The sequence below is a fragment of the Halorussus rarus genome (assembly GCF_003369835.1).
GTDB lineage: Archaea > Halobacteriota > Halobacteria > Halobacteriales > Haladaptataceae > Halorussus > Halorussus rarus.
In genome coordinates this window covers 930,063-956,268 of sequence record NZ_QPMJ01000002.1, presented here as the reverse complement: position 1 = coordinate 956,268, position 26,206 = coordinate 930,063, and the positions used below count along the sequence as shown (strand labels likewise).

The following is a 26,206-nucleotide window of genomic DNA, read 5'->3' as shown; positions in this document are numbered from 1 at the left end:
AAAACCAGCACCGCAGAGACGGCACCGGGCGGCCGCGTCGACCCAACCAAACCAAGAATCAATCGACGCCGCCGCCCGGACTCGGAGCGGGGTCAGTCCGGCCTCAGAACAGCGCCTCCAGTTCGTCGCCGTCGTCCCGGATGAGGCTCTCGAGGTTCTGGTCGCTTTCCTCCTCGATGGCCTCGAGGTTGTCCTGGGTCTCGACCGCGACGCCCTGGAGGTCCTTGATGCGCGGGACGTCGGTGACTCCCGACAGCAGCGTCACCGCCGCGACGCGGTCTGTGCCGGCCATCGGGTAGTCGCCGCCCCGGACCTCCATGCTCGCGGTCTCGTTCTCGAGCCACTTCCGGCCGCGCTCGATCCCTTTCCGGTTGAGGTGGTCCTTCGGGCCGCCGACGACCACCAGCGACCGGTCGGTGCTCCGGACCTCGCAGGGCAGGGTGAGCCGGCCGAGCGCGGCCTTCCGGATCAGGCTCGTGATGCGGTTCGTGGTCTCGGTGGCGTCGAGTTCCTCGTCGGAGAACCGGCCGAGCAGCCCGCCGCCCGCGGCGTCGACCTGTTCGGTCGCGTACCCGATGGTCGAAACGCCGCCGCACGAGAGCGTGTTGATGATCTCGCTGGAGTCGACCACGCTCTCGGCGACGTCCTCGCCCTGCTGGACCTCGCCGGCCGAGAACAGCACGCCGAACCGTCGGACGATCTCCTCGTTGATGCGGTCGTAGCCGCCCCGGACCGACTCGCCGGTCTCGCGCCACGCGTCGTTGTCGAACACGAGGAGGTTGTCGACCTCGTCGACGAACGTCTTGAACGACCGGGCGGCGTTCAGCGTGTAGATGCCGCCCTCGTCCTCGGCGGGCAGGATGCCGAGCCCGTAGACGGGTTCGGTGTAGATGCGCTTGAGGTGACTGGCCAGCACGGGCGCGCCGCCTGACCCGGTGCCGCCGCCCATCCCCGCGACCACGAGGAACGCGTCGATCTCGTGGACCGGTACCTGGTCGACCGCGCCCTGGATCTCGTCGATGTCCGCCTCGGCGATCTCCGCGCCGAGCTCGTTGTCGGCGCCCACGCCGTGGCCCTTCACGCGGGCCTGGCCGATGAGCACCCGGTTTCGCTCGGGGACGTGCTCGAGCCCCGCGAGGTCCGCCTTCGCGGTGTTGACTGCGATGGCCGACCGGACGACGTCACTGCCCGTCTCCCGGTCGTACTCCACGAACTTGTCCACGATCTTCCCGCCGGCCTGTCCGAAGCCGATCATTGCGAGCTTCATGTTTTGGTGCCTCCCTAACGCCGATGTGCGAACGGTACCCGGTCACTGACTGCGCGTCGGGCCGGGCCTATCGGCTGTACCTGCTCACGAGGGGAGTCGTACCCATAGTTATACGGCGGCACACGGGGTTTCAGGCGGTGCCACACGAGTTCTCGCCCCGGCGAGCGACCGGCGGGGCGCGGCGGCAGGCGGTCTGTTCGACGGCCGCTCTCGACCTCCCTGTCCGTCGAACCTCGCGGAACGCTCCGGCGCCGTCCGGCGGTTCTCGACAGTAAAGACCGCTTACCACCGAGTGTGTAGTCGTCCCGACCTCTCTTCCGAGAGGGCGACTCCGCCCGCGAGCTTCGACGCCCGTATTACGCCGGCGCGAGTAGCCGACCGCATGCGCCAGTTCATCGTCCTGGGCCACGACGCCCCGACGACCCCCGACTTCTCGCTGGACGACCTCGCGGGCGGTGCGGGCCGCCTCGACGTGCTCTGTCGGTGCGTCAACTCCGCATTCTTCCTCTCGCACGCCATCCGGGAGGACGTGCGGGTCCACCTCGTGCTGGCCGACGAGGTGACCGTCCGCTTCAAAGGGTCGGAGCTCCGGCGGCTCAATCCCGACGAGCGCAGCACAGCCGCCCTCATCCGCAACGCGCTCGACGCGAAGGACGAGGCCATCGGCCACATGGAGACCGAGAGCTCGCCGGGCGTCCACCTCTCGAAGCGCGGGTTCGAGCCGGTCCTGGAGGAGGCAGCCCGCGACGGGACCGTAATCCAGCTCCACGAGGACGGCGCCCCCGTGGTCGACGTCAAACCGCCAGAGGATCCGGTCTTCGTGCTCTCGGACCACCACGACTTCGCGGACGGGGAGGCGGACCTGCTCGCGGCGGCCGCCGACGAGCGCGTGCGGCTGGGCCCGGAGTTGCTCCACGCCGACCACGCCATCACGGTCGCGCACAACTTCCTCGACACCGAGGGGTTCGCGGAGTACTAGGGTCGGCCCGGAACAAACTGGACGCGGGTGACGCGTTTCCTGCGGCCGAGTGACCGGCTCGTCCCCTCGGATTCCGTCCCCAAGAACGAAGTGTCCGAACTGACTGATATCCGGTGTTACAATGTCAGATCGAGAAGTGGCACTTCGAAGCACGGTCGCGGGGTTCACGGCGGCGGGCAAACTTCACACGCTCAGCGTGTGGTTCATCCTCGCGCTTCGGCTCATGATGGGGCTGGCGTTCCTCCAGAGCGGTCTCGACAAGGTGCTGTCGGGCGAGTTCTCCGCCAGCGGCTACCTGTTGAACGCGCCGACCGCGAACGGGAGCCCCGTCGCCGACCTCTTCGTCTCGATGGGGAACACCCCGTGGTTCGTGGCCTTCGTCGACATTGCCGTGCCATGGGGCGAGATTCTCATCGGCCTCGGACTGCTCGTGGGCGCGCTGACTCGCCTCGCGGCGTTCTTCGGCGCGTTCATGATGTTGCTGTTCTATCTCGGCAACTGGGACATCGCCCACGGCTACATCAACGGCGACTTCGCGTACATGCTGGTGTTCCTCTCGGTCGCCGCCTTCGGCGCCGGCCGGATTCTCGGGCTGGACTCGTACATCGAGCGGTACGGGGTCGGCGGGCGACCGCTCGTCGAGCGCTATCCGTGGACCCGGTACCTCCTCGGGTGACGCCCGGACGACTCCGGCGGACCGGTCCCACGAACGACACGCTCACGGTCCCGCGACCAGCACTTCCATCCATGCGAGTCAGCGTCATCGGCGGCAGCACCGTCACCGACGAGCAGGCCTCGGACGCCGAGGCGGTAGGGCGGCTCCTCGCGGAGCGGGGCCACACAGTCGTCTGCGGCGGCCTCGGCGGCGTCATGGCGGCGGCGTGCCGCGGCGCGAGCGAGGCCGGCGGGCGGACCATCGGCATCCTCCCCGGCGAGGACCTCGCCGCGGCCAACCCCCACGTCGACACCGCTATCGCCACCGGACTGGGCCACGCCAGGAACGCGCTCGTGGTGATGAACGGCAACGCGGTCGTCGCGGTCGACGGCGGGGTCGGCACGCTCTCGGAGGTCGGCTTCGCGGGCGTGTACGACCGGCCCGTCGCCGGCCTCGACACCCACGACGCGCCGGGGGTCGAACCGGTCGACTCGCCTCGCGCGGCAGTAGAGTACGTCGAGTCGGCCACTGAATAGCCGGGCCGTCCGGCGCGAAGCGTCCCGCTGTCTCGCAGCCGCGACAGCCGTTCCGGGCACCGCGACAACCCTCAAGGACGTCCGTCCGCTACGTGACGTAATGCCACTCTCTGAATCCCAGTGGGAGCAGGCCGAACCGGACGACAGCGTCATCGCGCTCATCTACGGCTTCCTCGCGGACGAGAAGCCGACGGCGTACTCCATCGAGGAAATCTTCGATGCGGCCGAGGCCAACGCCCAGCGCGGCTCGGCGTCGACGTGGGAGGACGTCGGCGCGTTCCTCGGCGGGGAATCGGCCGAGGACAAGTACCGATGGGCGTTCGAGTACCTCGTCCACGCCGGCGAACTCGAGAAGCGCGTCGTCTTCGACGGTGGCGAGAAGGTCGAGTACTACCGCGCCGCGTAGCCCTCCGGCGGTCGGCAGAATCCGGAAGGGTTAAAGTTCGGACGCCTCTTGTTCTACCTGCGGGCCGGTGGGGTAGCTTGGTATCCTTCGGCCTTCGGGTGGCCGTAACCGCAGTTCGAATCTGCGCCGGCCCACTTTCGCCCGTGTTTTCTGAGAGTCGAGGATAATCCCCGTATAGCTTGGGGTTCGGGGTCTCGATCGCCGGTTTGGCAGGTGAGAGTCGAACATGACTCATGTTGCGGGTCGCGCCGTCTGGTGGTTTTGCGAGAGTCGGCGCGGTGAAAGTGGGGGTTCAACCGTGGGGTGGGGAGTTGACTAGAAAGGATGTGTTGTGCTTGGGGTGCCTGCAGCGCAAGCACTTTGGCGGGTCGGCCGATCGCCCGATCCGGCTTCACCAGTCAGCTGCGCGCTAGAATCCTGTGAGCGTGCCCTGCTCACCGTTACTACCACCATCCTCCTAGTTACTGCCATGATCGTTGTTCTCACCTTGGTCACTTCAACAGAGCTGGGCCCGCATCAGAATGATGGGTCTCGCGGTAAGACAAATCACACCTCCAAAGAAAGACGTCTATAAGCCAGCGGCATCACTCAGGATGGCATGTCCAAGATTAGGTGGCGTTGTCGTATTGTTGCTGTAGAAGTTCTCCGAATTCTGCCGCATCCCGGAAAGCTGCCTCTCCATCGGAATCCACTTGTCGCTCAACTACTTCACTCACGTCGCCGCTGGCTTCCATCTTGGCAGCTGCTTCTTCAAGGGCTGCCTCAGCCTCGTCAAAGACCGAGTCCACGACGCCCTCAGCATTCTTCTCCGACTCCGGCCCGTTCCTGTCCCGGAATACCTTAGACCAACTTCGCTCATCCGGAAGGTATTCGATTGAGACGATAGTGCTTTCCGTGACAAAGATTGCTCCCACAACTAACGATCTCCTCCGGTCTTTATCCGGATCCGTGACGGCGTTAATCGGGACCACTGCGACGAACTTCCCGCTGGTGTGAAGGGCGTATAGTTCATCATCGGTTAGGGGCCGAGAGGGAAGGCTGGAAACTAATGCCATATTTGGCAATCTCATCACCGGTTTATCGGGATTTCGCTTCTGACGAACCGCCAAGATGTACAGTAAGAGCTTTCAAGCCCGAGAGTCCGGGCAAACGTTATTATACTCGCACGCACGGCACTTTCCAGCCTTCTTAGTCGGTATCGGTTCACGTTCGTCCCGCCAGTAGCCGAGAGCCCAATTAAGATCTTCCAGGTACTCTACCTTCGAAAACTCGGAGAGATGAAGAACAGATTTCGGTGACTCAGTCAGCTTCTGGTCTCCGAACTCCCATTTGTTGTAGCTGGCGATAACCGACTGTTGGAGTTCCTTGCCAGTTTCGGGCGCAAGTGATTGTTCGTGACTGAGGATAGCAATCTTCAGATCGTCTGTCTCGAATCCCAAACTATCGAGGATGAATCCGTAAAGCCACGCTTGGATACTCTGATTCTTGTACAGGTGATCTGGTCTCGATGTTGTCTTTCGCTCAAAGATCAGCTGTGGCTTCTGGCTCTCGAAGAGCACGGCGTCCGGAATTCCACCGATGAGGAAGTCGGCTGCCTCACCAACGAATGGACTCTCCACGATTACTTGTCGATCGCCAGTCTCTAGTGCGTTCCAGAACTCTTCGTCAGAAACCTCCTCGGAATCCTCTGCCGCCTTTTCGTGAGTCTTACTGCCCCGTGTCTTTGCTGGGGTTTCTATATCTCCGTGTTCGCGTGTGAGGTCAACCTTCTTTTCGCAATAAAATTGGCCAGCAATCCGGCTTGGTGCGAGTGAAGAGCCCTCAGATGTCGCTAGTTGTTCGAAGAGCGAGTCGTGTTTCGCCCGAACGCTCCTGATATTCATACACCGAAGTTGCACTTCTGGGGCTTAATGGCTACTCTTGGATGATACGTACAGCGGACCTCTATTGAACTGATGTAAGATTGCTAATTAGTGAATCGTAGCTCCCGTCCAGTTTTCGATTCCCCTGCTCCAACCCACCTTCAAATGCCACGGTCGGTTGACGCCACGCGATCCAATCACCGGGGTCCGAAACCATTTTGATGTGACTATGCTGGTTGTCCTCGTGCTCTAGCGGATTCCGATTCTCGGACTGTTGGTGAGAACAACCACAATGACTGGAGGTGTCCGTTTTGTTGGGTCCGTGTTGGTGGTCTTCTGGGGGATACATTACAGAGTGGTCGTCATCAACGTGGAGATCGCCTCTGTTCCTTGCACGCGGAGTACTATCACTCGCGGCAGTTCGACGGTGGAGTAGAGCAGCTTCGGAGTGATTTTCCGAGATATAATCTGCCATCTCATCCATACGTTCGAAACCGGCAGTTACGAGAGCAACCGAAACGAGCCAATTCTGGTGCTTCTGTGCTTCTGGAGGCGTTGTGTGGTACCGATCCGGATCACGAGTTCCGAAAACCGCTACAAAGAAAGGGTACTTCGGACGTCGAACGCCATCTTCTGTCTTTGATCGAAATTGCCTGTCAACCGTTCCGTACCCTCGCATTGTCTTTTTACAGGTGGCTAGAGACCAAGTTCCGCCATGGTACCCCGGAGCGCTTCCCGTCTGTGTTAGCCCAGCCTCTGGTTGATACTCGATTGTTTTTGCAACGTAAAACCGACCTCGTGGATTTGTGCCTTCTACATCGTATACATCAGCATAGTCTCTCGCTTTGTTAGACATCCAGTCTCGGATGTCATTGGGTGTTCTAAACTCAGAGGAGTCTGGCTCTTCCCCTCGTTCCGCTTCAATAGAGTAGTCGTGTTCCGTGAGTGAACGCATGTTATTAGGAATTATCCTGCGTAGTGATAATTCTTGAAGCTTGGTTCCATTGAGTTGATGAGTAAGGGATGAGTTGATGCAAGTATGTCTGAAGGAAATCAAGGCTCCAAGGTTTTACTAATTGGAATCGGAGCTGATGGCACTAATACAAAGCCACTTCCTCCCATCTATGATAATGGGACGTTTGAGTACGTCCCGATCCCTGAAACACAGACAGGAACAGCCGAACCTATGACCTACGCGAATTGGGGGTTTGCGTACCAAGACACGACAGCAGCAACCTACTTCCGTCGTATACGGCCGAATAAAGACGAAGAGTGGATTCAAGGAGACGAACTCGATAACCATCCTTTCCATCGAGACCCGAATTTTGAGGCGCTTACCTTTGGAGACAAGAAAGGAGATAACGGAACCGGTAGGGAACTCAAAAAACTACGGCAAGGGGATGTTCTCGGCTTCTATGCGGGGCTTCAGAATGAAGGCCGAAAACATCGCTATGTGATTGGCCATTTCACCGTCAACAACGTAATCGACTTAGAACATCATAGAGGCGAGCGTCAGGCTGAGTTGCTTAATGAGTCCCCGAATAATGCTCACTCACTCCGTTTCCAGGGTGAGGGGGAGTCAAAGCACGATGACGTCGTAATAATTGATGGCACAGACCCAGGAGGATTGCTCTCACGAGCACTCCAAATTAGTTCGTATGATCGATTCGGCTCTAGCCAGTACTACCTCACTGATGACTTCGCTGATGAATTCCGCGTCCGCGGTCATGATCACGACGGAGCAGAAAAGGACGATAAAGAATGGCTCGGATTTAAGGATCCACTTTGGTGTGATATAACCTCGGAGAAATTCCGTAGCAAGACACCAGAACTCCGGTGACTGGGTCGTCTCTGCATCGCATACGGGTTAGGATTAAATTCACCACCTCGCGGTGTCCGTCGTCAATGACGAGATGTTTCCTCTACAGTATTCCGTGAAGGCGTACGAAATGGAATCATGCTCTGTTGAAATCCTCTTCCTCAGACACACTATCGTCTGAAACAGCCGGTCGCTGAAGAGTGCGTACTGCCCAATTCAACAATGTAGCACAATCCAACTATGGAAAGTTAGCTGTTTGACGGAGCGCTCGCACAAGACACTATTCTCGCTTAGTTCTGAGACCGGGATTCTGATCGCGCGCTCAACTTGTGCCAACTGGATGGACCAGGTATTGACCATTTTCACAGATGAGTTTTTAACTCCTGGGGCAATAATGACAATAAGTAACTGAAATATGTGGGATGCTTTTGTAAGCCATGCGGGAGAAGATAAAGATGAATTTGTAGAACCACTGGCTAAGGAGTTGGAAAATTGCGGTCTAAACGTATGGTATGATGATTTTGAGCTCTCTGTCGGAGATAGTATTCCGAACGAAATTCAGCGCGGTTTACATAACTCAGATCATGGTATTGTTGTCCTTTCTGAAGCTTTCTTTGAGAAGAGTTGGACACAAGAGGAATTAGATTCACTAATCCAACGGGATGTGAATGAGATGGATAAAGTCATTCTTCCCGTTTGTTATGACATTTCACCGAAAGATGTACTGTCCCATCACAAGCTATTGGGCAAACGATATCTGATTTCTGGAGATTCGGCTCTGTTGAAACCCTATTGTTTTGATAGCTCCCCGGATGAATCTGCCGTTAGATAGGACTGCGGATGGTCGATTCAATTCTACAATCGTATCATCACGTTGCTAGGCCCAGTGAAGGAGATAAAGGAGATAGATGCTAGCGCCCGTAACGAGTATACCAACCGCAATAAAGGCCACAGCAGCCAAGCCAGTTGTGTAGAATGCCATTTGAACCGCTTGAAGGCCAACGAGAACCGTGAATGCTGCTAGTATCGTCCAAAAGACAGTTGAGAGAACTGACCGCCCCGCTCTTGACATCTCTTCTCGCACAGCGCGCCGAATTTCGGCTTCGGGGAGGTTGTCGGAGTCGCCCATGTCGAATACTATGCTCCCCATCCATTATATAATTGGCTTGTACAGCGCGATAAGTGTACTACCGGTATCTAACGCTCAGAGTGTCTTGTCGATGTTATGTGTGAGACAGCCAATAGCGAGTTCACGGAACTGTTTCCACCAGTAGCGTGAGCGGACGAATGCACCGTATTTGCGCTTGAGGCGGGAGTTTACTGTCTCGTTCTGACTCCGTTGACCATAGAGGTTAGCGTCCAACCGAGCGTTCCACGCCTTGTGTAGCGACGAAAACTCGCGGTGCTTGATGAGCGGGCGAACACCCTCCTCGTGAGCTAAGACACGAATCTTCTGATCGTCGTATCCCTTGTCACCGAGGAGAATCTCTACGTCACCGTAGTTCCGCTTGATGAGCGACGGTGCGATCTGTGAGTCGTGTTTTCGTGTCGTCGTCACGTGTAAGTCAATGATTGCGTTCGACCTTGTGTCTACGAGGAGCGTGACTTTCAACTGCTGAATCGTCATCTCCGTTCGCTTTGTATAGTGTTTCGAGGCGTGACTCCGGTCGAAACCGGAGGCATCAATCCCAACGACACCATTGGTCGGGAGAAGCGTGACTGAGAGGTTGAGAAGAACCCGCCAAACAGCCATGTCGAGTCGCTTGAACGCCTTACACAACGTCGAAGGTGAGGGGAGTTCCGTCAGATCAATGGCACTCCGAATCCGGGGCATCTCGATAAGTTCGTCAAGAAGCGTTCGATACGTCGTATTCTTCCGAACCTTGAGACAGAGGAGGACGATGTGTTGATGAAGTGTGTACCGTCGTTTCGAGAACTTTGAGGAGTAGCGAGCAACAGCTCGTCGAGCCAAGTGATACGCCTGCTCAACGAACCGGAGCAACCGTGACTTCGGGAGGGCTTCCATCCGGTCAGACTACCGGCCCAACCTGTAACTCTCTGAGGGTTTCAACAGAGCCGGAGATTCAATGTCTGTTTCCGAGGTCGCCCAGGAACTCTACCAAGAGATATTGGAAAGTCGCACAAAACCGCTAACAAATAGCGATTTGGAAGATTTTGATCCTGAATCCCTGGACTATATCGCGGAAATTATCGGAGATGTAAAACAAGGGACGGAAATCAAAAGATTTTTTGAGCGATTAAATTTTGAGATAGATTGGGATGATGCAAAAGAAGGCAGTATACATGAGTGGGTTGCAACATTTCCAGTTGAGGCTAAAGAAATGGGAGTAGATCTAGAGAGTGCAAGGAAGAGCACGATTTTAGAAAAACTCAAAGAGCTAAATAAAGAAAACCCGTCAAATATAATATCTATTATTGGAAAATTAGCTCATCCTATACACTATATGAGGAATGATAAAGAAAGAGAACAAATTGTAGAGAACTTGAATAATATATTGAAATGGGAAGGTTTGAGAATAGTTGACCAAGGAGAAGTAAAGAAGCTAACCTAAACCGCTAATCAGTCGGGCTGAGGAGAGAATAGACTATACTGGCCACTGGCTATTCATTCTGACCGGCGATCTGGAATGCTGAATATGCGCCCTGTACTGACCGTAACCGTGTCTGAATATATCACTATATAAGAGTTCCAACAAAGCCGAAATCATCTATTCGGCGGTGTTTGGGAGGCTAATCACAGGTGATCCTTCATATAGGTCACGCAGTTCGTCATATGAGCGTGCTTCGGTATTCCGGAAGCAGCGCCGGGCACGGCCGTTCGAGTGCAGAATCTTATGGTACTTGTAGAACTCACAGAGGCAGTTCTGGATATTTGCTAATGACAGCTCCAAACGATCCCCGTCTTTTGTCTCCAGGTAAGGAAAGTCCAGGTCCAATCGTTCGAACTCCTGTTGCTGGTTTTGGCGGAGCCACCGCATCACGTCAAGACGATCAAAACCATTGAACTCTGTGACAAGCTGTTTTAGCCCCTTCTGAGCACCCGGGCCGGGAGCCGACCAGTCATCCGGAGAAAACAAGAGTACAGAGTCGCCATCGTAGTAGTCTACAGGATACAGAAGATCGACAAGAACTTGGTACGAAAGGAAATTCCCGAACCCGTGCTGTGAACGGATTAGCTTGTAGGCCTCTTCCAGAGATTCGGTAGAAAGCATGTTGTCAAAGAACTCTGTCTCATCCGTGATTTCATTGAAAAGCGAAGCTACATTTTCCACCTTATCAGAAGAACCCATCTGATTGTAGCCGCTCACCATGTACGCCCCGGTGAATACCGTCTCCTCTAAGTCGTCCCGTCGATGTTTCAGTTCCTCTTCGAACTCTGCTGCATCGAAGGTCTCCAGTGACTGAAACCCGAGATACTCGTGGGTTTCGAGCCGGCCGATCAACCGGTATAGCATCACGTTCAGAATCTTGTCCTGACGCGAGGCGTCCGCCTCCAAGATTTTCTGAATCACGTACTGTGTCCCGGGGTCCAGCTCGCGGTAAACGTTCGTGAACCGGTACTCCTGCAAAATCTCGTCATCAGTCCATGGTGACGGTCGGCCTTCAATGACCCGACGATACCATACCTGCTGCCGTTCGGTGATGAACTGCCAGAACAGATCAAGTGATTCCTCGTCAAGACTATTCCGAATATCATCGGGCTGTATCAAGGACTCAGACATTACTCGTATGTTCTGAAAGCCAATCGTTGACTCATTGAATCTTACGACACACTTGTCCTCACCGAATATTAGGCAGGAGAAACACTTTATGGGGAGAATACATCAACCCAGACGTAAAATGAGGTATGAATCCGATGGGGCACCTGATTACGCGCCTCCTAACGGATCGTGGGAGGAGCATCAGGCATCGGAAGATGCCCAAAGCTATCTGACACTCTACTACTGTGAGGACGAGATCAGCAAATATCCCGTCCGAGAGGTGACCAAGGTCAACGACAACAAGAGCGACCCGAACCTTGAGACGATGAGTTACGGATTGTGCTCTACCTGCACCCGGGACATTCGATCCGGCCTGGTGAAGAACAACCGCCCCTACCTCTTCTTCTGCACAAACATCAAAGGTGAGCGCCATCTTGCCGGGTACTACCATATTGGCTGGTACTCGCTGGGTCCACCGCTGCTCACTAATTACCGGAACGGCAGTATCCAGGACGACTACCGTCTCGTGGCGGACCAGATGAAGTGGATCTACCCACCGATCAGCTTCGAAACCGTAGCCGATGAAACTGGGTTCGACGGGATTTTGACCGGGTTCAGAAAGAAACTCATCTCCTCCGAGACAACCGACGCTCTTCTTGATCTCTTCGATGATCGGGAGGATTGTTCCCAACAGTACCTGAACGAGATCCGACGACTGGAACTTATCAACAAGCGGTATCACGAATACCGGTACCCAACTTGGGAGAGAGAAGCCGGATTCGACTGGGAATCTGTCCAGAGCTACGTGGGGACGATGCAAGCCGGGGAAGATAACGAAACAAAGCAGATTCTTGAAACAAAAATGGAGACGATGAACATTGACCCATCTCTTATCGCCTCAGAGAGCGTGTCCAACTGGTTCTGTCTGATATGTGACCACGAGTTTGAAAATGAGGCTCCACTGAAACTGTGCCCTAACTGTGATAATGGTGGGGGAATTATTCCCGCAAGAGCGATCAACACATGAGCAACACCACACTACTTGACCTGCAGAAACGGCAGCAAGAACACGATAAGGAGCATCACCGAGATATCTTTACACTCCCATATCCGGACAGGATGAACCACTACGTGCATCACTTTTCGAAGTACGTAGGCCGTATGTCCCGTGATTATTCCGATGATGATATGCGGATTGAACAAATCGAAAAGACGCTTGCTGACAGCTTCATCGTCGGACTGGCAGCGGCGAACACACTTAATTTGGACTTGCAAAGTGAGCTGGAGGAGATGTTCGGCCTTGAGGCAGACGGAGTCGCTGAATGGGGAGAAGCGCTGAATCCTTCCGATGAAGTGATGGATTCGGAGGAACTGAAAGAGTGGCTGTTCACGCGAATGGCCTCTCCGGCGGGTCGTATGGCGAACGCGATGGAATCGCTGGACCACATGGAACCGATGAACACCCGCGAGGTCTTGGAAGAGGAGACAGTAGAAACCGTCTCTAACCTTCTCATCGCTGCGGAGAACCTGGGTACCGACCTTGAGCAGATCCTAAGCGACCGATGGACCAAAATTGAAGAAGAGTCCATTCTGTAACACAGGGCATCACATATGGTAGAGAACTTCGACGAATTCTACGAAGAATTCTATGAGCCACAATTCGAGTGGTACGATACAAAGGCAATCAGCAACAAGAAGTATCACCGATGGATGAAGATATCCCAGATTGCTTTAGCTGCGCTTCTTCCCGTTGCCGTCACGTTGTTCCCGGTAACTTCCAGCACGTTTTGGCAGAATACCATCATCATCGCCTCTGTTCTACTTATCATCCTCGAAGCCCTCGAATCGTACCTGAACTATCAGAAGAAGTGGATGAACTATCGGACCACCGCTGAAGGGCTTCGACGGGAAGAGCAGATGTTCAAAACCGGGACAAAGGAATACGAGGGCGCGGAGAATCCCGAGAAGATGTTTGTCGAGCGGGTGATGGCGCTCACGAGTCAGGAGAATCGGTACTGGGAGATTACTACGCGAAAAGCACAAGAGGCCTAGTCACGTTGTGTCAATAAGCACGGCTTACCAGGCCGGATGAAATAATGACCACCCGTCGAGTCTTTATTAGTTACGAAGGAAGCGATCGGATGAAAGCAAAGGGCTTCCGGCTGCTTCGATGGAACAAAAACGTCGATGTTGAGTTCCAGGACCGACACCTTCTGGATCCTGTTGACAGCACGAACAGAGGGTACATCCAGCAGTGTATCCGGGATGAGATCAAGGGAACCTCCACTACGGTGGTCTTAGTAGGCGAGAACACGAAGGACAGCGACTGGGTGGACTACGAGATCGAACGGTCACTGAAAGACGGGAATGGTCTGGTGGCTATCAAGGTGGATGACAACATCACTGATGAGGACGTGCCTGACAAATTGAAAGAGAACGGTGCAGAAATTGTCGATTGGAATCCGGACGAGTTCGCTGATGCAATCGACAGGGCAGCGAGCCAGAGGAGCAAGGTCGGTGAGTCTACCGTTAGAGGACGTGCAGGTGCCGGCTGCGGACGATCTTAACTGACGGTGGAAGAATATCCGGTTTTTCGTCGATATTCGGCCTGTTGACGTAGCTACCGCCACTTCGACTCGATGGACGTTCGGTATCGCAATCTAAGCACAGACGTGTTACAGCACTGTTTAACCTGCTTCGCCGGGTACTGATCGCGGACATCCTCTATGTTCTCATGTGACTCGATAAGGTGCGTCAGTGCGGCATCAATGACGTCCGACATCGGCGGGTCGTCCGTCGGGTCGGAGGCTACGATCGTGCTCGCCTGGTCAAGCAGCCGCTTCCGGTCGTCGCTGAGTCGGAGAGTAGTGCGGTCAGTCGTCATAAGGCGTTGTGCATACGGGGGTCGTCAGAGCGTGAATCTGCGGTGACTGAACCCGGTTTTGTTTATATGCGGTGCTTCTCCGCCGCGTCGCGGCCGTGGCAACATGGGCGGTGGCGAGGACGAATCTATGCACGTTCGTCCGGGTGGTACATACATTGGCGTGCATACATCGAAGCCACTGCTGACATCGCCGTGTGAACCGTGGGGTCGGCCTCGAAGACCCGGTTCCCGATGTCTGAGTTGCCCTTTGTTTCGCATACAGACCGTGGCTCTTAGACTACTATATAAAGTTGGAAAGTTGCCCACTGGGTGTTCAGGCCTTGTGGCTGCATCCAGAAGTCGGGATTATTTCAGGAGTTGTCCGAGGACGTCTGCCTGCCAGTAGGCGATAGCCGGATGTGCGCTCTTTTCGCCAGTATCTGGGTTTATCGCCGTTATTCCGACATCTGCGCAGTGAATGCCTGCGAGGTTGTCTCCGAGGACAGGCGAACCACTGTACCCCCTGTAGCTGGGAGTACTATCATCTACACCGCTAACGATTCCCAATGCAATCTGATCGGTGGAAGGTGATACCTCTTGGTGAGTGGGGAAGTCGTCTTGAAGCGTGAGAATGTACGGCTCAGTGATCGTCTGTGCGTAGGTCTCCCTGTCGTACGGGTCGGGGTCCGGGAAGGATGGTCCGGGGTAGCCGATGATATCAAGGAATTCAGGCGAGTTCTCGGGGGTAATGTCATCAAGCGTCCAGACGACATACCCGTAGTCTTCGGGCGAGAAGGTAATGGGGACGCCGATCACGTCAATGCCGGCATCAAGAAGAATGCCTGATTGTTCGGTGAGATTGACCCGTTTCACCGTGAAGGCGGGATCATCTCGCAGGTAGATATCAATCGTTGGGAGGTAGTCCTCGGTTCGGTAAGAAAGCGAGAGTTGGCCCGTGGCGAGGGTTGACGCGTCTGTGGGCAGGAGGTTGTGGCGAGCGGTAATGAGGTAGGTTTGATCCTCGGCGTTGAAGAAGAAGCCGCTTGCGCGCATGTATCCGCCACAGATGATCGGACAGCTGACGTGAGGGTCTATTTTTGCCAATTTCATAGTTCAGTTCGTATCCATGTACCACCCAATCCGGTAGCCTGTTAGTAAAATCGGGAACGCCGTCATCGGAATCAGATGACGAATTATGCCATATACTTATATTGGAGCGAGATTGTAGACTGAATCGGATTATGACTGGACTGGACCGAAACCGTGGAGTTCTGACGAAAGATGACAGACAATACCTGCTCGGGCGAAAGAACCTAAATCAAGATAGTGAACGGAACGCGCGGCTCCGGATCCGGAACCGAGCTCGGAACGCACTCTACGACTTCGAATACCTCGCAACAGAACTAGCAAGCAAAGACAGAACCCAACTAGCTGTGGACGACGGGATTGCCGACGAAGAGTTATTCACCGCCGCAGAAGATGCGATCGCGTTCCTGTTCTCCCTCTGCCAGCACGCACCCAACTCAAAGTCATATCCACCCGACGATCGGTTCCGTGACATCCTCAAGAACGGGGTCGAGAAAGGACTTACAGAGGACCAAACTGTTCTTGACTTTAACCTCGACCTACAGTACGGCCTCCCACGCGAAGCACAAGCCCGAATTCAACGAAAGCTCCAGCAGGGAGAGAGCCTAACATTCGTCGAACTCCGGGAGGCCCTCAACAACGACTACCTCAACGACACCTACCTCTTCCGTCCGCTTGACGCAGCAGATGGACTCCCAAAGAATGTCGAAGGAAAAGATCTGCTCTCACACGATGATTACTGACATTCGATTATTTTTGCTGTACCTACTCTAGTCGTTAGAAGAACTGCAGGCTCTGCATTGAAGCGAGCCTTTGATCGTCTTCAGAGGGTTATCTACGCTCAACACACTATCACATGAAGAACACTGGACGGTGTCCATAGTTCCGATCCCGCTCCCATATCCGAGCGTCACCGTTCGGGAAACTCCTTGCTCAGCCAGTTCGATATCGATCTCTCCCCGTTCGTACTCTACCTGTGTTACCGTGAGGGGAGTCACCCGAATATCCAACGCATGCCGCTTTCGTATCTCTTCCTGCTTCTGGGGAAACCCCTGGTCTCGTCGTTCGTGCAGAGTACTCAATTCCGAATCGACCTCTTCATACTCAGATTTTGCCTCTTTCCGCTTCTTCAGTCTCGCCACGCGATCGTCCTGATCACTGCCATTGATCGCTTCACTCAGCTCATCGATCTTTGAGGACAGCTTAGAACGTTCCTCCTCCAGCTCTTGGATCCGTTGTTGTTGCAGTTGGCGGTACTCTTCGACCTCTGCGTCCGCTGCTCTGGATGCCTCATTATGGACCTCCTCAATCTCGTTCTGGATGCCCTTCATCAGCTGATCCTGGGCTGTGTTAAGCAGTGATCGTGCGTCTGTCTCCGCCAATGACGATTGCGTGGTAGTGGGAGAGCCGTTCGTGGTTATCGACGTCATATGAAGGAACGTCTCTTCCAACGCTGGAAGTCTCTGTTCCGAGCGATGGTCGATAGCGATGGCGCGAAGGAGCTCTTGTTGGTACTCACTGACGGTTTCGATACTCACCTCGAAGAGGACCACAATCGCTGTGCGGTCGTAATACGGAGTGAACTGTGCCTCCCTGGCTTCGACGTCGCCTTCTTTGATCCACTGTGGGATTTCCACGTCATCCTGATCGGCTTCTATCGATAGTTTCCCGGTAGGGTGACGCTCAGTTGCCTCTCTGAGAATCCGCTGAAAAAACTCACTCTCTGGATGAAGAGACTCTCCAGTAGCATCTTCGTCTCTGTCTGCGCCACAAAGCAACGATAGGCTTCCCGCCGGCAATTCCGTATCCTCATTGTCTGGTATCGTAACTTCCCAGGTGTCCCCTCGTTTCTCAATGGTGCCACCGAGTGACTCCAAGTAGTTCTCGGTGAATCTCTCAACGAGAGACTGCGTGACCGCGAGTGCTGCCTCAGTCATCGCTTTCCCCCAGGTCGAATCCTTCGAAGACTCCGTTGTTGAACTCCTCCAGTTTATCCGCAAGTTCACGTTGTTCCTGCAGATCAACGGCCATCGCATCGAAATCGTTCTCCAGATCGACCTCTGAACCAGCATTAACCAGTCGGTCGAAAATCTGATCTTCAAAGCTCGTACCGGACTCTTCTAACCGACTCAAAATTGAACTTAGCTCGCCCACGCTCTGTTGGAACAGGTCGATTTTGTGGTAGAGCCGCTCCAGTACGTATTCTTCAACAGTGTCCTTTAGCGCCATGTTGAAAATGAAGACGTTTCGTTTCTGTCCGATCCGGTGAACACGTCCAATTCGCTGTTCGACGCGCATTGGATTCCACGGTAAATCCAGGTTCACCATTATGTTACAAAATTGAAGGTTGCGACCTTCACTCATTGCATCGGTTGAAACAAGGATTCCACCTTCTTCCTCGAAGTCCTCCACGATCTGTTCCTTTTCACTACTGGAGTGTCCACCGTGGAACGCGTGGACGGTATACCCTTCTGAGGCGAGGCGATCAAGTACTTGGCGTTGAGTCGCCCGAAACTGGGTGAAGACGATCACACGCCCCATTTCGACGGTGTCACGAGCTTCTTCGACGATATCCAGAAGGCGCTCCTGTTTCGTTACTGTATCAATCTCTTCGATCAGATCCAGAATTGACTCTAGTTCGTCCGCGTGGGTGAGTTCAGACTGCTCATAGAGTCGTTTCTCGATTGTTTCCTTGAGCGCTACGGGACTGCTAACGACTTCCTTCTGAAGGAGCATCAACACGAGCTTCTGACCCTGATCCTGGCTGTAGGCACCCTTGACGTAGTCAGAGACTGCCTGGTAGAGTTCACGTTCCTTCGGAGTCGGATCGAATGTCCGTGTATCGATGGTTCGGTCCGTGAAGTCGATATCCGTATCCTCTCGCCGGTTCCGAATCATCACCTTGTTCAACCGGTCCTGTAGCTCGTCCCGGTTCACCAACGTCTCCTGATTGCTGTTCACGAAGTACTGGTGGAAGACGTCGCGTGTGCCGAACAGTCCGGGACGGAGAAGCGAGACGACGTTATACAGGTCCGTCAGTTCATTCTGGATCGGCGTCGCCGTGAGGAAGAACGCGTAATTATACGAAAGTCGGTCGATCAAGTCGTATCGATCCGTCTCTTCGTTCTTGACGTAGTGCGCCTCGTCAAGAACCAGAACGTCCCAGTCACGGTCGAGAACCGTCTGGCGGTGCCTCTCACTCTTCGCGGTGTCGATGCTCGCAATGATGTAGTCATGCGCGTCGAAGTCCTCGAATTCATCGTCGTAGTTGCAGACGAATTCAAGGCCGAACTTCTCCCGGAGTTCAGCCTGCCACTGTTTCGCCAGCTGCGCAGGCGTGAGGATGAGGACTGACTCGTCCGTCTCTCGAAAGTGCATCTCCTTGAGAATCATCCCAACTTCGATGGTCTTCCCGAGCCCGACCTCGTCAGCGAGAAGGGCCTTCCCGTCCATTTCGAAGAGAGCCCGATAGGCTGCATCCACCTGATGTTCCAGTAGCTTGACGGAGTTTTCGTCCAACTCTTTCAGCGAGCGAAGTTCGGAGTCCGGCTGGCCCGCTTGGAGACGAACAGCTTGGATGCTCTGTAAATGATCCTCCTCTGCACCATCCTCAGACAATGAATCGAGAAAATCGTCCGCAGACTCGTGTGTGACCTCAACATCAACGAGGTCGTAACTTCCCATAGTCTCGTAGAGACAGGTTCGCGTGAAATACGTTTTGTGACCGACCGAAGCAGGCGAGCACGTCTGATTGGTCCTGAGAAGCGAGGAAGTTCGCAGGACCATAGTGTTTATTGGGTGTCCAAGAGGTGTGTTTAAGTATCAAGATGGCACAGACAGGATCCTTGTCGAACACCCTCGAAGACACGGTAACTCTCAGCCGTGAGCTTCGGGAAGAGGGGCAGATCGATGGCCAGGTGAAGCTCTACAACGTGGATGACGATGACGAGTTCGAGTCAGACGCGGAACTCTTCTTCGAGCGAACCCTGATGACCCAGGGGCTCCGTGAGGCGCTTTCGATTCTCCGTGATTCGCTCACGGGCGATGACCCGCGTGGGACGCACATCCTCTACGGTCCGTACGGCAGTGGGAAGTCCCACCAGATGGTGGCGCTGTACCACTGCTTCGACGACCCCGACGCAGCAGGTACGTGGGCAAGCGACTCGGTCGAAGGCTTCGACACGGCACTTCCCGAGTCGGCGACGCCGGTCACAGTCGCTATGCAGAACGAGCAGTATGAGTATCTCTGGGAACCGTTCTTCGAGGCGCTCGATTACGATCCTGGAACGTTCAGTTCGGGCGGGTATCCCGATATGCAGACGATTCAGGAGGCCGTCGGCGACGACACGGTCGCGTTCTTCGTGGACGAACTGGAGGACTGGTTCGATACACTCCAGGGCGACCGGAAAAGTGCGAACAAAGCCTTCCTCCAGTCGCTCCTCGAATCGACGGCGCTCTCCGATCTCGAACTATACACTATCGTCTCTGTCCTCCGTGAGGGCTCCGAGGTCCACGACATCCTGAACCGGGAACAGGCGGTCGAGGTCAACATGAATAATCAGGTGGACAAACGCGAGGTCCTGCGTCACCGCCTGATCGATTCAGTGAACGAGAACGCCGCCCGCGAAATCGTCAATGGGTACTACGACGCGTACGACCAGTCGGATCACGTCTCCATTCCCGATGATCTGCTGTCGGAGATGCACGATCTGTATCCGTTCCATCCCGTGCTTTTGGACGCGCTTGAGACGCGGTACTACGCTGACGAAGATAACCAGAACACGCGGGGGATGATCTACCTCTTCTCGAAGGTTCTCTTGGAGATGCAGGATCAGACGGATCTGATCACGCACGGTGATATCGACGCTATCGAGTTTGAGGACGAGCTGGCGAAGATCAACTACGAGCGGTTGAACGCGGCGACGGGCGACATCAAAAGCCGCATCGATGAAGACGATGTTCCCCACGGCCGACGTATTCTGAACACGATCCTCCTGTACTCGCTGAAGCCGAGCGAGGGCGAGGGCGCGGAGGTCTCGGAGATCGTCATGGGTGCCTACCAGACTGGCGATCTTGTCTCCGACGTTGTCCTCAATCTCGAACGTCTCCACGGTGTCGCGTGGCATCTCCACAAGCTGAACGGGAAGTACGCGATCCGCGACCGGCAGAACCCGAACGCGCTCATCCGGAACGCGGCCGTGGACGTCTCCGAGACGTCGGCGAAGGCTGAAGTCGCGGACTTCATCACCGATATTTTCGGGTCGAACGCGCATCCGGTCGGATTCCGGACGAACGATATGCAGGACATCCCGGACGACCGCGAGGTCAAGGTCGTCGTGAAGGACGACCAGTGGACGAACGAGGAAGTCGAGAAGGTCATCACGAACGACGGGCGTGGCCGGGAGTGGCGTAACACGCTCGTGTTCGTCCAACCCTCGGGCGACAAAGCCATCGAGTCGGGGACACGGTACATCGATAAGGCGCGGTACATCGAGGGCGCACGGCAGGTACTCGCCGACGAATCCCTCGATGACGAAATTCGGACGTCGATCCAGGGAATGCGGGAGCAGGAGGAGAATGAACTCCGTGAAGAACTCCAACTCCTGTACGGTGAGGTGCTTGACGGGAACGATCTGCTCAACGACTGGGAGCAGATGACGCCAATGGAACTTGACGTGTACGTTCACGACGAGGCAGAGCTGAATGCCTCGAACATCGCGGACTCAGCGTCCGCAGATCCATTCGACCTCCAGTCGCACGTCTGGGAGATCGCTGAAGATCTCTTAGAACGTCGCGGAGAGATCTCGGTAGAAGATATCTACGAGCAGTTCCTCCGCGACCCGGACCTTCCGATCCCTGGCAGTGCGAACGACGTCCTAAATGCGACTGTCAAAGCGCTCTCGGACAAACCGGTGCTCGCCCGTGACACTGGAGGGTTCCGCGATGATCTCTCCGGGAGTTCGCTGGACACCGTCCTCGTCCAGCAAGACGACGTGGACGTGTGGGGTGTCGATGATGTCGAGCAGGAACTGCGTCAGCGGTTCGGGAGCGGAACGACCGCCCTCGATATCGGTGACTTCGAACTGGAACTCGTCGAAGACGGCGAGATCTGGATCGACGGCGACAGCCACGACGTCGTGATGCGGGCCATCGGTCGGCTCGCTCGTGAGGAGCAGTACGTCATCGTCAAAGGGAACGAGATCCTCGATAAGCCCCAATCCGACGCGACGGTCCGCGACGTCGGCGGTGCGGAGGTCGTCGGTGCATCGTCTCTCGTAGACCGCATCGAGACGCACATCGACGACGACGGTTACGCGAACCTCGACACGATCATCGGCGAAATCCGTGCCGAGGAGTCGATGTTTCTGCCGCCGGACGAGACCGAGTCCGTCGCCCGCGAGGCGGTTAACGAATTCCTCGTAGACGACTACGTCTTGGAAGCTGGCGGTCGTTACCTCGGATCGCTGGGAGACCGTGACCCGACGACGGTAAAGATCGTTCCGACCGTTCCCGAGCGGATCGGCGACCAGATCCTGGAGTACATCGAGGATCTGGAACCCGGAGACCAGTTCACGGTGAACAAGGTCACAGATCGGTTCGACAGCAGTGTTACCGAGTATATGGTGCGGACGTACCTGCTGGAGAACATCGGGAAGGACGAAGAGCCCGAGTACGTCGTCAACACGACCGGTTCGGAGAAAGCCTCCGACTGGGTCCCTGGGTACCCGTTCCGGAAGGCAGACACAGAGATTCCCACGTGGCGCTTCGAGTACAACGGCGACGACGTTGCCGCGATGCGGAGCAAGTGGCGGAATAACCACCAGACAGGAAGTGTCGATTACGGCGACGTCACATTCATGTTACCAGACCGGGAGGGTGTTCCCGGCGCTCTTCAGGGGACCGCCGACGTCGAGCGGACGCAAGTCAGCCTGACGCTGCGATCCGGACAGGACTACACGAAGGTCCAAGACCTGTTCGAGCGGATGCCCGAGGAGGCGTCAAGCCTGAAGATCGAGATCACCTTCCAGAAGTAACTCCGCTTCTTCTACTGGTCGGCGTCGGCGTTTCTGACTAAGGCTTCGACGACGATTTCGTTACTGTCTGTCTCATCTAGCATATCCTACAGGACAGTCCCCAGATTAGTGCTGGCTGAGGTTTCCCTTGTGGGAGGTGACCAAAGTCACTCAGATCACCCTCACCAGTAAACTGCAACAAAACTCACCTCAAGATAATTTCGTTTGGACGTGTTTGAGTCGGAATCTGTAACACTTTCCTCGTTATCGACTATTCCGGATCTTCGCTGAGCAAGTGTGTCATGGTCTAAGTCCACGTCTTCCTCGTCCTCCACAACTTGAGTTAGCTCCCTTAGCAACCGGGTTTCAAGTTCATACTCCGACTCATCCGGTTGTATTGTTGTTTCACTGTATGCGGTGACCAGTAACTCTTCACGGCGATCTGAAGACAGACTCAGATTTCCATCTTCCTCAATGTAGTCAAAATATTCGTTATGATGGTCCGTTACGATACTATCTGGATCATCTTCTTCTAACTCGGAAGTATCGAACTCCTCTTTTGCTTGTGAAAATGCAGCATCAATAACGGAACTTAATTGATTCCCAATCGGCTTCGAGATACTCTTGATAACACGAGTCAGCTTAATTGGATCCCAGTCCTTCTGGATCTGCGCTTCTGACACTCTAACGTACGCTGTAAACTTGTTTTCCTCATATAAGAATTGGCTAGGCTCTTGCCAAAGCATCTCTGGGTCTAGAGTACCAGCAATCCAGATACTTTCCGCATCTTCAACATCTACGTTCTCATCTTTCTCTTGAATCGCACCGTCAACCAATACATAATTCTCTAATTCACCAACGACGGGAATTTGATCTCCAAAAAGTGAGCCCATCAACTCGATAGCCTGCTTCTCTTGATCATCAAACTCGTATTCAGCGTCTTCAGCAACATCAATCAGATACTGGAATGCTTTGTAGTAGTGAAATAACTCATGACCAGAAAATTCGACATCTACCTCCAAGAGACCTCCTTTAGAGAGATTAGACGCGGGAAAGCCTGATTTAGTATCCTTCTCAGTCAACTGGAGATGGGGAGATGTTTCGGCATATAATTCATCGAATTTAGACTCGATCTGAGACCGACGAACAACTTCTTCAGTATCTCTATCGACACTCACTGTCTCACGGCTCGCACTTCCGCCCCCAACAACCGGGAGATGTGAAAGAGCGGCTTTCAGTCGAAACCGCCATCGCTTTCGGTTCTCTGTCATATCGATATCTGTGCGAGCTTCCGTCACTTCCCGCGTCAACGAGGCTAACAAGCTAACTACACTCACCTCGTCAAGATATATGAACTCACGCAGAGGCAACTCATCTTCATCTTCGTCCTCTGATTTCAAGAAAGAGGGGACCCACATTGGCATATCAGGCATTGTTTTCCCCACCTCCGGATTCATTTTTCTTCCCACGCCGTGATCGCTCGATCCGCCTTAACGCTAGTGCCAAATCTTCTGGTATAATCGTTGTTCGGCTGTCCTTTACACCCGATACTGCTGCATCATTCAATAGCCGCTTTAATTCAGCACCGGTCCATTCTTCGGTTTCCTCTGCAATTCCGGTAAAGTCAACTGAATCTGCGACATTCATTTCCTCTTGCTCTGAGACGGTTTCTAATATATCAACCCGGTCCTCCATCGGTAACTCAGAAGGGAATTCTACTTCACGGTCGAATCTACCCGGACGGCGTAATGCCTGATCAATATCCTCCGGACGGTTTGTCGCAGCGATAACAATTACATCTTCGAATTCATCGAACCCATCCATCACCGTCAACAGTTGAGTTACAATTCGACGGTTGACCTCCCTTGCCCCCTCCCGCGAAGAGGCAATGCTTTCTATTTCGTCAATGAAAATTATTGATGGCCCAATTCTCTGACTAGCATCCTCAAATATCCGCCGAATTTCTCGTTCACTTTCTCCGTACCATCTGCTAAGCACTTCTGGGCCATTTATATTATAGAACGTTCCGTCTTCCAGACTATCAGCAACAGCCCTTGCGAACAGCGTCTTACCTGTTCCTGGTTGACCGTGGAATAGAACACCGGTTGGTGGATCTGCTCCGATTTCGCTAAACTCGTCGCTTTTGCTCAATGGTAATTCGACCACCTCTTTAACTCGCTCCTTGATGGTCTCTAACCCTCCAATATCGTCGAAAGAATTGTCCGGATTCTCTGTTCGGTAGCGACTTAAATCGGAGATTTCGTTCGAAGAATCAAACGTGGGTGGATCAATATCCTCAATCTTACCTAGTATTCTTCCAGAAGTAGAATCCAACTCAACAGTGTCCTCAACACTTAGATCCAATTCATCGGGATACAACACGCTGAGGTGTGTATTCTCTGTCTGAACAATTATTCTCTCAGAAGATATTCGCTTGACGACACCGACTAAGTTTCCCGAATCGGATCCATCTGGCTGGATCACCTCTACTGCATTAATCTGGTCTTCATCAAGCCGCACCGTTGCTCCGGGAGATAGTTCTTCCCCTGTGTCATTGTACACCAGAATTGTGTTCTGATTGCCAAATGCGACAACCAGTTCGTTTCCATCTTCAACGACATCCTTCACAGTGAGAATTAGATTATCAACCATCGTGCCCTCAGAGTCTGTATACAGCCAACTGACACTCGAACGTGATAACAGTTCCTTGTACTTCTCTAAATTCCTCTTGGAAGGGTGACTGGCGTACTGTGGCCCCTTCCGAGAGACATCTTTGAGGTTGCATCGGCATCATCAATGGCCGAACACTCCACCGAGCATTCTGATCGGGGGTCAGGTATGGCTAACACACCAGATTGAAGAGGCGGACGGTAGGTTATCTGATATATGGCTGTTTTCAAGGAATACTCATCGGGATACGAGAAAGAGGGTTACTACGTGCATATCTCTATACCGGGGGCTGATCACCCTATCCCACTTCAGACCCCTGATGAGATTGCGGATTTTTACCAATCCACTGGTTACACTGCCGGTGATCAGATTCCGGACCAACTCGTCTGGGCACTATACGAACTGGACCTCCACTGGACGGGGGAGAGTGGCATTTCTCGCTCGGACGCTTCTAAACCAACGGGAGAGTCGGCACCAGTTCTCGCACAGGAGGATGTCGAACGTATTCAGCAATACGTCGATTCATATACTGGCGAGTATGCTGAAGATCTTGAACAGTTGGCAGACCGCATCGAAGTTAGTACACAGTCGGAAGCGGATTCCGACTTCGACTTGCAGGAATTGTTTGAACGAACTCCCCCGGTGGATTTCAGTACCGTTTCAGAGGATTTCACGAGGGAGACGAAGCGACGGATCCAGCAGTGGCTTCCTTCCGCAGTAATGGATGAAGCGGATCGGAAGGCGTGTGACGAGCACCTTGATGGGGAAGGTTTCGGAAAGTCTCCATACGACCATTTGGTTGATCTGCTTCAGACTCCAGATCACGAGCTACTTCTTGACTCGCACGCCGCCCATCCGTGGACAGTCTCCTCGGTGACAATTCAGGAGGATTCTGTTGTAGATTCGACTGACGATCCGAATCAGCCGATACTCACAGCAATATACGATGAAGATCATCTTTCGATGGAGAATATTCTATCCTTCCGCGTTCAGGATCTTCGCCACTACCAGACTTCAGTAGACATCGAACTTGCGGTCATGACATCCACTACCGAGAAGATTGCTGTAGCAATCTCTGACGGGAAAATTGCTGACTTCACCGTTGCACCGGGTAACGGAGATTCGGGGCGATTCGATAGTGACGCAATTTCTGGGTTCGCAGCGGAGTACACCGATGCATCGGCTAATTCGGTAACACACTCCCTCGCCATCTCGTTTGCACACCTCTTTCCAGAGATGCTGGAGTACTGTACCGCAGTACCCGACTACGAGATGACTTCCACTGACCCCGACACGGACCATTTTGAGCTTTCGTTCTAATCGCTTTC

The 26,206-nt window shown here is 54.3% G+C and carries 26 protein-coding genes and 1 tRNA gene; 15 read left to right on the top strand and 12 right to left on the bottom strand.

The annotated features are described in order from the left end of the window. Positions 1 to 103: 103 nt before the first annotated feature. Positions 104 to 1,267: a tubulin/FtsZ family protein gene (locus tag DVR07_RS12995; protein ID WP_115797707.1), complete on the bottom strand. Its 1,164-nt coding sequence runs from the start codon at positions 1,265 to 1,267 to the stop codon at positions 104 to 106. Between the two features lie 382 nt (positions 1,268 to 1,649). On the opposite strand from DVR07_RS12995, the gene trmY reads away from it, so the two are divergent. The 5 genes from trmY (at position 1,650) to DVR07_RS12970 (ending at position 3,977) form a co-directional block, all read left to right on the top strand. Further along, the gene (gene trmY, locus DVR07_RS12990; RefSeq protein WP_115797706.1) at positions 1,650 to 2,246 is read left to right on the top strand and encodes a tRNA (pseudouridine(54)-N(1))-methyltransferase TrmY; all 597 of its coding nucleotides are present in this window, start codon (positions 1,650 to 1,652) and stop codon (positions 2,244 to 2,246) included. A 121-nt stretch (positions 2,247 to 2,367) separates the two neighbouring features. Continuing rightward, entirely contained in the window at positions 2,368 to 2,922 is a 555-nt protein-coding gene (locus tag DVR07_RS12985) for a DoxX family protein (RefSeq protein ID WP_115797705.1), read from the top strand. A gap of 71 nt (positions 2,923 to 2,993) precedes the next feature. Next, entirely contained in the window at positions 2,994 to 3,437 is a 444-nt protein-coding gene (locus DVR07_RS12980; RefSeq protein ID WP_115797704.1) for a TIGR00725 family protein, read from the top strand. 100 nt (positions 3,438 to 3,537) lie between these two features. Continuing rightward, positions 3,538 to 3,843, top strand: a complete 306-nt coding sequence (locus tag DVR07_RS12975) for a hypothetical protein (protein ID WP_115797703.1) — start codon at positions 3,538 to 3,540, stop codon at positions 3,841 to 3,843. 61 nt (positions 3,844 to 3,904) lie between these two features. Continuing rightward, positions 3,905 to 3,977: transfer RNA gene (locus tag DVR07_RS12970), tRNA-Pro, on the top strand. A 474-nt stretch (positions 3,978 to 4,451) separates the two neighbouring features. Here the strand turns inward: DVR07_RS12970 and DVR07_RS12965 are convergent. Beyond that, complete coding sequence (locus tag DVR07_RS12965) at positions 4,452 to 4,898, bottom strand: hypothetical protein (protein WP_162829559.1); 447 nt, start codon at positions 4,896 to 4,898, stop codon at positions 4,452 to 4,454. A 72-nt stretch (positions 4,899 to 4,970) separates the two neighbouring features. Continuing rightward, complete coding sequence (locus DVR07_RS12960; RefSeq protein WP_115797701.1) at positions 4,971 to 5,726, bottom strand: PD-(D/E)XK nuclease family protein; 756 nt, start codon at positions 5,724 to 5,726, stop codon at positions 4,971 to 4,973. A gap of 1,018 nt (positions 5,727 to 6,744) precedes the next feature. Between DVR07_RS12960 and DVR07_RS21670 the strand changes: the two genes are divergently transcribed. Beyond that, a complete protein-coding gene (locus tag DVR07_RS21670; protein ID WP_162829558.1) occupies positions 6,745 to 7,545 on the top strand; it encodes an Nmad3 family putative nucleotide modification protein in 801 nt (266 codons plus the stop codon). A 394-nt stretch (positions 7,546 to 7,939) separates the two neighbouring features. Further along, positions 7,940 to 8,356, top strand: coding sequence for a toll/interleukin-1 receptor domain-containing protein (locus DVR07_RS12955; protein ID WP_115797700.1), 417 nt, complete (start codon positions 7,940 to 7,942; stop codon positions 8,354 to 8,356). Positions 8,357 to 8,401: 45 nt separating this feature from the next. Here the strand turns inward: DVR07_RS12955 and DVR07_RS12950 are convergent, their stop codons facing one another. Continuing rightward, positions 8,402 to 8,653: a hypothetical protein gene (locus DVR07_RS12950; RefSeq protein ID WP_089872649.1), complete on the bottom strand. Its 252-nt coding sequence runs from the start codon at positions 8,651 to 8,653 to the stop codon at positions 8,402 to 8,404. A gap of 75 nt (positions 8,654 to 8,728) precedes the next feature. Then, positions 8,729 to 9,550 carry an IS5 family transposase gene (locus DVR07_RS12945; RefSeq protein ID WP_089872610.1) on the bottom strand — a complete coding sequence of 274 codons (822 nt, stop codon included), beginning with the start codon at positions 9,548 to 9,550 and terminating at the stop codon, positions 8,729 to 8,731. Positions 9,551 to 9,611: 61 nt separating this feature from the next. On the opposite strand from DVR07_RS12945, the gene DVR07_RS21665 reads away from it, so the two are divergent. Continuing rightward, the gene (locus DVR07_RS21665; RefSeq protein WP_162829557.1) at positions 9,612 to 10,097 is read left to right on the top strand and encodes a hypothetical protein; all 486 of its coding nucleotides are present in this window, start codon (positions 9,612 to 9,614) and stop codon (positions 10,095 to 10,097) included. A gap of 156 nt (positions 10,098 to 10,253) precedes the next feature. Here the strand turns inward: DVR07_RS21665 and DVR07_RS12940 are convergent, their stop codons facing one another. Then, positions 10,254 to 11,267 (bottom strand): nucleotide kinase domain-containing protein, encoded by a 1,014-nt coding sequence (locus tag DVR07_RS12940; RefSeq protein ID WP_115797699.1) that lies wholly within the window; start codon positions 11,265 to 11,267, stop codon positions 10,254 to 10,256. A 118-nt stretch (positions 11,268 to 11,385) separates the two neighbouring features. Between DVR07_RS12940 and DVR07_RS12935 the strand changes: the two genes are divergently transcribed. The 4 genes from DVR07_RS12935 to DVR07_RS12920 are packed head-to-tail and all read left to right on the top strand — an operon-like array spanning position 11,386 to position 13,813. Beyond that, complete coding sequence (locus DVR07_RS12935) at positions 11,386 to 12,273, top strand: hypothetical protein (RefSeq protein WP_115797698.1); 888 nt, start codon at positions 11,386 to 11,388, stop codon at positions 12,271 to 12,273. Then, complete coding sequence (locus tag DVR07_RS12930) at positions 12,270 to 12,842, top strand: hypothetical protein (RefSeq protein ID WP_115797697.1); 573 nt, start codon at positions 12,270 to 12,272, stop codon at positions 12,840 to 12,842. The genes DVR07_RS12935 and DVR07_RS12930 overlap by 4 nt, the downstream gene beginning before the upstream one ends. 15 nt (positions 12,843 to 12,857) lie before the next feature. After that, on the top strand, positions 12,858 to 13,298 hold the full coding sequence (locus tag DVR07_RS12925) for a DUF4231 domain-containing protein (RefSeq protein WP_115797696.1): 441 nt from the start codon (positions 12,858 to 12,860) through the stop codon (positions 13,296 to 13,298). A 44-nt stretch (positions 13,299 to 13,342) separates the two neighbouring features. Then, positions 13,343 to 13,813, top strand: a complete 471-nt coding sequence (locus DVR07_RS12920) for a TIR domain-containing protein (protein ID WP_115797695.1) — start codon at positions 13,343 to 13,345, stop codon at positions 13,811 to 13,813. Positions 13,814 to 13,866: 53 nt separating this feature from the next. On the opposite strand, the gene DVR07_RS22605 is transcribed toward DVR07_RS12920, so the two are convergent. Together DVR07_RS22605 and DVR07_RS12910 are read right to left on the bottom strand one after the other, a co-directional pair. Continuing rightward, positions 13,867 to 14,130: a DUF7386 family protein gene (locus tag DVR07_RS22605; protein WP_115797694.1), complete on the bottom strand. Its 264-nt coding sequence runs from the start codon at positions 14,128 to 14,130 to the stop codon at positions 13,867 to 13,869. 345 nt (positions 14,131 to 14,475) lie between these two features. Then, positions 14,476 to 15,162 (bottom strand): hypothetical protein, encoded by a 687-nt coding sequence (locus tag DVR07_RS12910; RefSeq protein WP_115797693.1) that lies wholly within the window; start codon positions 15,160 to 15,162, stop codon positions 14,476 to 14,478. A gap of 188 nt (positions 15,163 to 15,350) precedes the next feature. On the opposite strand from DVR07_RS12910, the gene DVR07_RS12905 reads away from it, so the two are divergent. Further along, on the top strand, positions 15,351 to 15,938 hold the full coding sequence (locus tag DVR07_RS12905; protein ID WP_162829556.1) for a hypothetical protein: 588 nt from the start codon (positions 15,351 to 15,353) through the stop codon (positions 15,936 to 15,938). Positions 15,939 to 15,965: 27 nt separating this feature from the next. Here the strand turns inward: DVR07_RS12905 and DVR07_RS12900 are convergent, their stop codons facing one another. Both DVR07_RS12900 and DVR07_RS12895 read right to left on the bottom strand, forming a co-directional pair. After that, positions 15,966 to 17,132 (bottom strand): hypothetical protein, encoded by a 1,167-nt coding sequence (locus tag DVR07_RS12900; protein ID WP_115797691.1) that lies wholly within the window; start codon positions 17,130 to 17,132, stop codon positions 15,966 to 15,968. Continuing rightward, positions 17,125 to 18,879, bottom strand: a complete 1,755-nt coding sequence (locus tag DVR07_RS12895; RefSeq protein ID WP_115797690.1) for a DEAD/DEAH box helicase — start codon at positions 18,877 to 18,879, stop codon at positions 17,125 to 17,127. The genes DVR07_RS12900 and DVR07_RS12895 overlap by 8 nt, the downstream gene beginning before the upstream one ends. A gap of 143 nt (positions 18,880 to 19,022) precedes the next feature. On the opposite strand from DVR07_RS12895, the gene DVR07_RS12890 reads away from it, so the two are divergent. After that, positions 19,023 to 22,229 carry a DUF499 domain-containing protein gene (locus DVR07_RS12890; RefSeq protein ID WP_115797689.1) on the top strand — a complete coding sequence of 1,069 codons (3,207 nt, stop codon included), beginning with the start codon at positions 19,023 to 19,025 and terminating at the stop codon, positions 22,227 to 22,229. Positions 22,230 to 22,390: 161 nt separating this feature from the next. On the opposite strand, the gene DVR07_RS21660 is transcribed toward DVR07_RS12890, so the two are convergent. Then, positions 22,391 to 23,665 (bottom strand): DUF6414 family protein, encoded by a 1,275-nt coding sequence (locus DVR07_RS21660; protein ID WP_162829555.1) that lies wholly within the window; start codon positions 23,663 to 23,665, stop codon positions 22,391 to 22,393. Beyond that, positions 23,634 to 24,860 carry an ATP-binding protein gene (locus DVR07_RS12885; RefSeq protein ID WP_115797688.1) on the bottom strand — a complete coding sequence of 409 codons (1,227 nt, stop codon included), beginning with the start codon at positions 24,858 to 24,860 and terminating at the stop codon, positions 23,634 to 23,636. The genes DVR07_RS21660 and DVR07_RS12885 overlap by 32 nt, the downstream gene beginning before the upstream one ends. A 234-nt stretch (positions 24,861 to 25,094) precedes the next feature. Here DVR07_RS12885 and DVR07_RS12880 point away from each other — a divergent pair, with 234 nt between their 5' ends. Next, positions 25,095 to 26,198, top strand: a complete 1,104-nt coding sequence (locus tag DVR07_RS12880; RefSeq protein WP_115797687.1) for a hypothetical protein — start codon at positions 25,095 to 25,097, stop codon at positions 26,196 to 26,198. The last annotated feature ends 8 nt before the right edge of the window (positions 26,199 to 26,206 follow it).